The sequence below is a fragment of the Mesorhizobium sp. M4A.F.Ca.ET.090.04.2.1 genome (assembly GCF_003999085.1).
In the GTDB taxonomy this organism is placed as follows: Bacteria; Pseudomonadota; Alphaproteobacteria; order Rhizobiales; family Rhizobiaceae; genus Mesorhizobium.
On the sequence record NZ_RZOT01000465.1, the window covers coordinates 1 to 4,894 of the forward strand.

At 64.1% G+C, this 4,894-nt stretch carries 4 protein-coding genes; 1 reads left to right on the top strand and 3 read right to left on the bottom strand.

What is annotated here, in order from left to right; translation table 11 throughout:
- Both iolC and EN781_RS25725 read right to left on the bottom strand, forming a co-directional pair.
- Positions 1–1,702: 5-dehydro-2-deoxygluconokinase (gene iolC, locus EN781_RS25720; protein WP_127400453.1), on the bottom strand; the 1,702-nt coding region annotated here is incomplete at its 3' end.
- A gap of 156 nt (positions 1,703–1,858) precedes the next feature.
- Entirely contained in the window at positions 1,859–2,704 is an 846-nt protein-coding gene (locus tag EN781_RS25725; RefSeq protein WP_189347856.1) for a MurR/RpiR family transcriptional regulator, read from the bottom strand.
- 250 nt (positions 2,705–2,954) lie between these two features.
- Between EN781_RS25725 and EN781_RS25730 the strand changes: the two genes are divergently transcribed.
- Positions 2,955–4,064 (top strand): Gfo/Idh/MocA family oxidoreductase, encoded by a 1,110-nt coding sequence (locus tag EN781_RS25730; RefSeq protein ID WP_126057081.1) that lies wholly within the window; start codon positions 2,955–2,957, stop codon positions 4,062–4,064.
- Positions 4,065–4,432: 368 nt separating this feature from the next.
- Here the strand turns inward: EN781_RS25730 and EN781_RS25735 are convergent.
- The coding region (locus tag EN781_RS25735; RefSeq protein ID WP_127400454.1) for a WYL domain-containing protein at positions 4,433–4,894 on the bottom strand (462 nt) is incomplete at its 5' end.

Below are 4,894 nucleotides of genomic sequence, written 5' to 3' on the forward strand. Positions count from 1 at the left end.
GCACGACACCGCGGCACCATGGATCGTTCTTGACGATCACCGCCTCGATCTTGGCCCAGGCGCTTGCGGATGCCTGCGGCTCGAGCTTCCACCAGTCGGGCTTGATGCCCAGCGCGTAGAGTTCCTCCAGCGCGCGCGGAATGGTGGTGTCGTCGAGCTTGCCGTGCTTGCCGGCGATGATCTCGACGAGAAGCTCCCTGCCCACTTTCCGCGCGGCCTCGAACAGGCTGCGCAGCTTCTGCTGCTGCTCTAGCTTCAGCGCCTCGGGGTCGTCCGGGTGGTAGAAGCACAGGCATTTGATGCAGTGCTCGACCGGCCAGTCGATTAGCTGCGAGCCGATGTCTTGCGAGAATTCGAAGCGCAGCGGTCGCGAGCCCGGCAGCTCGACCGGACGGCCAAGCCAGGCGAAGGGATGGCGGGCGAATTCGAACATGGCGTCGCGGCCGTATTTCTCGTCGAGCAGCATGCCGTAACCGGCGCGGCCGGCGGCGACCCTGGCCGCCGCCTTGACGGTCAGCACCTTGAAATCCTCGATGCGCGCGACATCGGCACCGGCCTTGGCGGCGACGTCCTCGAGCTGGATTCGATGGTCACAGGCGAGCGCCATCAGCGAGGGAACATCGCGCCGGCGCGTCGTCGCCCAATGGATGTGGTTGATGGCCTCGTCCTTGCGCAGCGCCAGATGCTTGCTGCCGTGCTTGAGGAAGTACTGCAATTCCTCGAAGGTCGGATATTCCGGCGCGCAGAGCAGGCGCGACACCGCGAAGGCGCCGCAGGCATTGGCCCAGGTCGCAGCCGTGGCAAAACTTTCACCGCCGAGCCAGCCGCGCAGGAAGCCCGACATGAAGGCATCGCCAGCGCCGAGCACGTTGTAGACCTCGATCGGGAAGCCCTTGCCGACGACGCCGTCCTCGAGGTCGTCGCTGATCGGCCCGTCATAGACGATGCAGCCCATGGCGCCGCGCTTGAGCACGATGGTGGCCGAGGACAAGGAGCGGATGGTCTTCAGCGCGCTCAGGCAATCGTCGGCGCCCGAGGCGATCATGATCTCCTCCTCGGTGCCGACGATCAGGTCGCAATCCGGCAGCACCGTCTTCAGCTGGGCCGAGACGCGGTCCGACTTGACGTAACGCTCGAAGCCCTCGGCATGGCCGGCGAGGCCCCAGAGGTTGGGACGGTAGTCGATGTCGAAGACCACCTTGCCGCCCTTGGCCTTCATGATGCGGATCGCCTTGCGCTGCGCGGCATCGCTGTTAGGCCGCGAGAAATGCGTGCCGGTGACGACGATCGCGCGGGCAGAGGCAATAAACGCCTCGTCGATATCCTCCTCAGCCAGCGCCATGTCGGCGCAGTCGGAGCGGTAGAAGATCATCGGCGAGACGCCTTCGTCCTCGACCGAGAGCAGCACCAGCGCGGTCAGCCGCTCCTTGTCGGTCTTCAGCCCATCGACCGAGACGCCTTCACGCTTGAGCTGCTCGCGGATGAAGCGGCCCATCTGCTCGTCGCCGACGCGGGTGAGCAGCGCCGAGCGCAGGCCGAGCCTGGCGGTGCCGACGGAGATGTTGGCCGGGCAGCCGCCGACCGATTTGGCGAAGGAGGTGATGTCCTCCAGCCGTGAGCCGATCTGCTGGCCATAGAGATCGACCGAGGCGCGACCGATGGTGATGACGTCGAGCGCTTTCGCTTCCACGGCTTCGCCCATTCGAACCTCCCATCGGCCTTATTGTCTTGAGCAACCCCGTTTTGGGGTACACGCGCGAGCGGCAGCGTGACGCCTGAATTATGAAATAATAATTCCAATCTGTAGTCAAGATGGAATGAGCATTCCCTAGCCGAAAAAGACTGCAGGCCAAGCCGTTCAGCCCTTGCGCTTGCGGCCCGTGTCGCGCCGCTTCTCGCCGACTGCGACGGTCAGCGCCATGGCCAGCGCCATGGTCGCCGACAGCGAGCGGAAGCCGGCGAAATCGGCCTCGGCGACCTCGAACCAGACCTCGGCGAACTGGGCCAGCGGCGAGAACGACGAGTCGGTGATGGCGACGATCGGCACGCCCTGTTCGGAAATGGAACGCGTCTCTTCGATGGTCGCCGGCGCGTAAGGAGAAAAGCTGATGGCGATGACGGCGTCCCTCGGCGTGGCAAAGCCGATCATCTCCGCGTTCAGCCCGGCGGCCGACTCGATCAGCTGGTTGCGGATCTTGAGCTTGCCCAGCGCATAGGCGATGTAGGAGGCGACCGGGTAGGAGCGGCGCTTGGCCAGCACATAAATGGTCTCGGCCTTGGCCAGCAGCGCGATGGCCTCCTCGAAATGCGGTTCGTTCAGCGTGCGCGAAATGTCACTCAGCGAGGTACTGGCGGCGGCGACGAAACCGTCGAAGATCGCCCGGTGGCCGGCGCCTTCCTCGGCCTTGGCGCGCAAGGCGGCCAGCCGCTCGTCATAGGAGGAATTGCGTTCGCGCAGGCGCTCGCGGAACACAAGCTGCAGGCTGGTGAAGCCGTCGAAGCCAAGCTGCTGGGCGAAGCGGATCAGCGTCGAGGGCTGGACGCCGGCGGAGGCGGCGATGCTGGCAGCGGTGCCGAAGGCGATGTCGTCGGGATTGTCGAGCGCATAGGCGGCGATCTGCGCGATGCGCTTGGGCAGGCTCTGGCGCCGCTCCAGGATCGTCGCGCGCAGCGTCTCGAAATCGCGGGGAACCCGTTCGTCCATTGTCGCTCCGCCCACGGCCATACCGATAGTTCCCTCTCCTGCCTCATCATAGCGACTTCACGCAAGAACGCCATAAAAAATGATTTGGACATTCCATTCCAAGCGGAAATGGATTAATTCATCCACGCGAAATTCTTCCCCAGAACGGTTCCTGGAAACGCAGAACCGTTCTAGCTGTTTGTTGACGCAATTCCGGACGGAAAGCCGTTTCTTACTTTTCCTGGAATTGCTCTGGCGCGGAGACATCCAAATGGTCGGAGTGGGCCTCATCGGCACGGGTTTCATGGGCAAGTGCCATGCCATCGCCTGGAGCTCTGTCGCCACCGTGTTTCCCGACGTGGCCAAGCCGAAGCTGGTGCATCTCGGCGAGGTCAATGACGAGCTTGCCAAACGCAAGGCCGGTGAATTCGGCTTCGCGAAAGGCTCCGGCGACTGGCGCGCCGTGGTCGACGACCCGGAGGTCGAGATCGTCTCGCTGACCACGCCCAACCAGTACCATCCGGAAATGGCCATCGCCATCCTCGAAGCCGGCAAGCATCTCTGGTGCGAGAAGCCGATGGCGCCAGGCTTCACGGAAGCCGAGGCGATGGCAGAGGCGGCCGGGAAATCCGGCAAGGTGGCGGCGCTCGGCTACAATTACATCCAGAACCCTGCCATCCGCCATATCGGCGCGCTGCTCGAGGAGAAGATTATCGGCGAGATCAACCATCTACGCATCGAGATGGACGAGGACTTCATGGCCGACCCCGAGGCGGCGTTCTTCTGGAAGCACGAGGCGGCGTCGGGCTACGGCGCGCTCGACGATTTCGCCGTGCATCCGCTGTCGCTGATCAAGGTGCTGTTCGGCCGCGTTGGCCGCGTCATGTGCGACATGGCCAAGCCTTATGCCGACCGCAAGGTCGCATCCGGGGGGCGCCGCGCGGTCGAGACCTACGACATCGCCAGCGTGCTGATGCATCTCGAGAACGGCATAGCCGGCACGCTGCTGGTCAACCGCTCGGCCTGGGGCCGCAAGGGCCGCATCGCCATCCAGATCTTCGGCTCGAAGGGCTCGATCCTCTACGACCAGGAGAGGTTCAATGAGTTCCAGCTCTACCTGACGGCCGACAGGCCGACCGAGCAGGGCTACCGCACGATCCTGGTGGCGCCGCACCACAAACCTTACGACGCCTTCGTGCCGGCGCCGGGCCACGGCCTCGGCTTCAATGACCTCAAGATCATCGAGTGCCGCGAGCTCCTGCTGCGGCTTGCCGGCAAGCCGGCGAGGATCATCGACTTCGACGAGGGGCTGGAGATCGAGCGCACCGTGCATGCGATGGCGCGCTCGTTCCAGGAACAGCGCTGGGTGGACGTGCGGTAATTTCACGTCGTTCGCCGACGCGAAGAAAGGTTGCTGGCTTTCCCGCGAACCTTCGTAAACGTTTGCGATTGGACGCAGCTTTCCGACTTCGTCATCCTTGGGCGTAGCGACGCGAAGCGGAGTGAAGACCCAAGGATCCATGCCGTTACCTCGGCCGAAGGATGCAGCGGCGCAGAATTCTGCACCGTCGCAACGCTTCAACGTCACGGCATGGATCCCATGGTCTGCGCCGCGTCGCTTCGCTCCTTGCTCCGCCATAGGATGACGACCTGATGGGCGTTTCGGCCAATCTCCGAAGGTTCCGAGATACCAAGGTAAGCACAACGCGACAGGTCGGAATTTCCGCGGTACGTATCTTGAGATCCCTCTCAGGCGCTCGCAGCCGATTCGTTGATCTCCCAGCCGTCCACCCAGACCTGCCGCAGCCGGTCGCCTTCGCCCTTGAACCATAGGCCCGCCAGCCGGCAGTCCTCGATGCGGTCGCTGCGGAAGTTGCGGATGGCCTGGCGCAACTCGCACCAGGCGACGATGTTGGCGGTCTCGGCGTAGTAGATGAGCGCGACAGGCCGGATGATGCGCTTCGTGTTGCGGCCCGCTTCATCGCGATATGAAAGGTCGAGCTTCTCCTCGTCGCGAATGGCACGGCGCACCAAGGCAAGATCGACCGCCGAAGCCGAAGGCGCTGCAAAACCCCAGGCGTGCAGAGCATTGGCGTCGAGCGCATGGCGCAAGGGCGGCGGCACCGCGCCGGCGATCTTGGCGCTTACGCGCTTGGCGGCCTGCTTGAGCTCGTCGTCGCCGGTGCGCTCGAGCAGGGCCAGCGACAGCAC

Bases quoted from the DNA above. Each gene is read 5' to 3' on its own strand.
- EN781_RS25725 (WP_189347856.1), bottom strand. From the start codon at position 2,704: ATGGACGAACGGGTTCCCCGCGATTTCGAGACGCTGCGCGCGACGATC.
- EN781_RS25730 (WP_126057081.1), top strand. From the start codon at position 2,955: ATGGTCGGAGTGGGCCTCATCGGCACGGGTTTCATGGGCAAGTGCCAT.